The 2,421-nt window shown below is 74.9% G+C and carries 2 protein-coding genes; both read right to left on the bottom strand.

Annotation, left to right across the window (positions count from 1 at the left end; translation table 11 throughout):
- Window positions 1-36: 36 nt before the first annotated feature.
- Complete coding sequence (locus C6N75_RS28005; RefSeq protein WP_105871654.1) at window positions 37-999, bottom strand: SGNH/GDSL hydrolase family protein; 963 nt, start codon at window positions 997-999, stop codon at window positions 37-39.
- 174 nt (window positions 1,000-1,173) lie between these two features.
- Window positions 1,174-2,103: a polysaccharide deacetylase family protein gene (locus tag C6N75_RS28000; protein WP_105871653.1), complete on the bottom strand. Its 930-nt coding sequence runs from the start codon at window positions 2,101-2,103 to the stop codon at window positions 1,174-1,176.
- Window positions 2,104-2,421: the final 318 nt, after the last annotated feature.

Below are 2,421 nucleotides of genomic sequence, written 5' to 3'. Positions count from 1 at the left end.
GTGCGGGGGCGCCGTGCGGGCGGTGCGGGCGGGGGCTCAGCCGCCAGCGACCGCGCCCGGGAGCCAGCCCTTGGCGGCGGCGGTGGCCAGGGCGGTGTGCCAGGCGTCGGCCATCTTGGCGTAGCCGCGGTCGGCGGGGTGCAGCTTGTCCGTCAGGTCGGCCGGGGTCACGGCGGCCATGTCGGCCGGCAGCACCCGGTAGCCGGCGGCGGCGCGCTCGGCCACGATCCGGCGGACCTCGGTGTTGTAGACGTCGATGCGAGCCCGCAGTGCGGCGGGGCGGGCGGGCACCAGGGTGGCCACCACCAGCGTCGCGTCGGGGGCGTCGGCGTGGAGCTGCTCGACGAGCTCCTCCAGTCGGCCGGGGGCGGCGAGCGGCTCGCCGCGGTTCATGTCGTTGGTGCCGGCGTGCAGCAGGATCACGTCGGGGCGGCGCAGCGGCACGGAGGCGGCGGCGTCCTGGGCGATCTGCCGGATCAGCGCGCCGCTGTGGCCCTCGTTGTCGCGGTCGGCGAACGCGCCGGCCTGCCGGGAGCCGACGAAGTCGATCGCCGCCGGGGCGCCCGCGCCGGTCGTCCGGGCGTCGGCCTGGAGCAGGTCCCACAGCGGGCCGCGGTAGCCGGAGCCGGTGGAGCTGCCGACGCCGAAGGTGATGGAGTCGCCCAGCGGCATGATGCGCAGCGGGCGCGCCTGGGGCCGGACCGCCTCGCCCGAGCCGAGGTGGCCGGCGGCCTGGAGGCCGTCGTTCGGCGCGGCGTCGCCCGGGCGGGCGTCCGCCGCCCCGGCCGCGGGTCCGCGCGAGGCGGCGGAGGCGTCGGCGGGGGCGGTGCCGGGGGCGAGCAGGGTGACCGCGAGGGCGGCGGCGGTGACGACGCCGGCCGCGGTGAGGGCGAGCACCCGGCCGGTGCGGCCCCGCCGCCCGTCGGTCCGGGGGCCGGCATACGGATCGGCGGGCGCGGCGGTCGACGAGGTCCGCGGACCGGGCAGGCGTGCAGTCACGGAGTCCCCCCAATGGTGTGCGCCGGCCGGGCGGTCGGTTCCCCGGCCGGCTCGACTCTCCGTCAAAAAACGTTAAGCCATCCGGCGTCAGGGTCTTGACCATCCATATGACGATCAGCTAACGGACCTGTACCGAACCCGCCGCCGCGCCGGGGCGCACTCCGCCGTCCGGGATCAGACGTAGTCCTCCAGCCTGGCCACGGCGTACCCCTTGGCGGTGATGACGTTCATGACCTGGCGGATCATGTCGGCCATCGAGCCCTCCCAGTCGTCCTTGCCGCGGAAGTGGCTGAGCACGATGTCGCCGGGGTGCAGGTCGCGGTCCCACTCGCGCCACTCCATGTGGTCGGCGAAGGCCTCGGAGGCCCACAGCGGGACGGCCTTGACGCCGCAGCTCTTGGCCGCGCGCAGGGTGTCGCCGTCGTAGTTGCCGTACGGCGGGCGGAACAGCGGCGGGCGCTTGCCGTACTTCTTCTCGATGACGTCCTGCATGCCGCAGATCTCCCGCTTCTGCTCCTCGTAGGAGAGCGCGGGCAGGTAGCGGTGATTGAGGGTGTGGTTGTGCAGGGCGACGCCGCGCTGCTGCATCTTCTTGAAGTAGCCGTAGTCCTCCTTGACCAGGTAGTCGCTGAGGAAGGCGCTGTACGGGATGTCCAGCTCGGTCATCATGCGCAGCAGCTCGGGGTCCTTCTCCGAGCCGTCGTCGATGGTCAGGAAGACGACCTTGTCCTTGGTGGGGACGGTGGTGAAGACCGGCGGCAGGGTGTCGTCGCCGACCTCGAACCCCTTGCGGAAGGTGATCTTCGGCTTGACCTCGGGGGGTGGCGGCGCGGCCAGCGGGGTCCGGGCCAGGCCCCAGCGGCGGGCCGCGAGGGCGCGGGCGGCCTGGGCCTTCCTGGTCTTCTCCGCGTACGCGGCGAGCGCGCCGGCGGGGCCCTCGGGGCGCCCGGCGGCCGGGGCGCCGGCCCCCGCGGCGCCGCCCGGCCCGTCCGTGGTGGCGCAGGCGCTGCCGAGGGCGGCGAGGACGAGGGCGCAGAGCACGACCCGCGCCCGGCGCCCGACCCGCCCGCCTACCTTTTGACCTTTTTGTCGTACTAGCTGCATGGCGCGCATCCTGTCAGCGCGCCCCGCGCCGGCCCGGCGACGCCGCCGGACCCGGCCCGCACCATGACCCGGGCGGCCCACACGGCGGCCGGGGCCGCGACCGCCGCCGAGGGCCGGGGCGGCCCGCACGCCGGCGGGGCTCCCCGCTGGCCCACAATGGACCGGGTGACCGACCACGCCGCTCCCGCCACCCCCGTCTCCCCCCGTCCCTTATAAACCGCGGACGCGGGCTTCGTGGGCGTCCCACCTTCTCGGCGTTGTTGTCTTCTTCATGCTTGAGGTCTCCCGGTGGTCATGCGGGTTGTTTGAGACCTGTTC

Source organism: Streptomyces solincola (genome assembly GCF_002982015.1).
In the GTDB taxonomy this organism is placed as follows: domain Bacteria; phylum Actinomycetota; class Actinomycetes; order Streptomycetales; family Streptomycetaceae; genus Streptomyces; species Streptomyces solincola.
The sequence above is the reverse complement of the archived record's forward strand: the minus strand, read 5'-3'. Positions and strand labels throughout refer to the sequence as shown.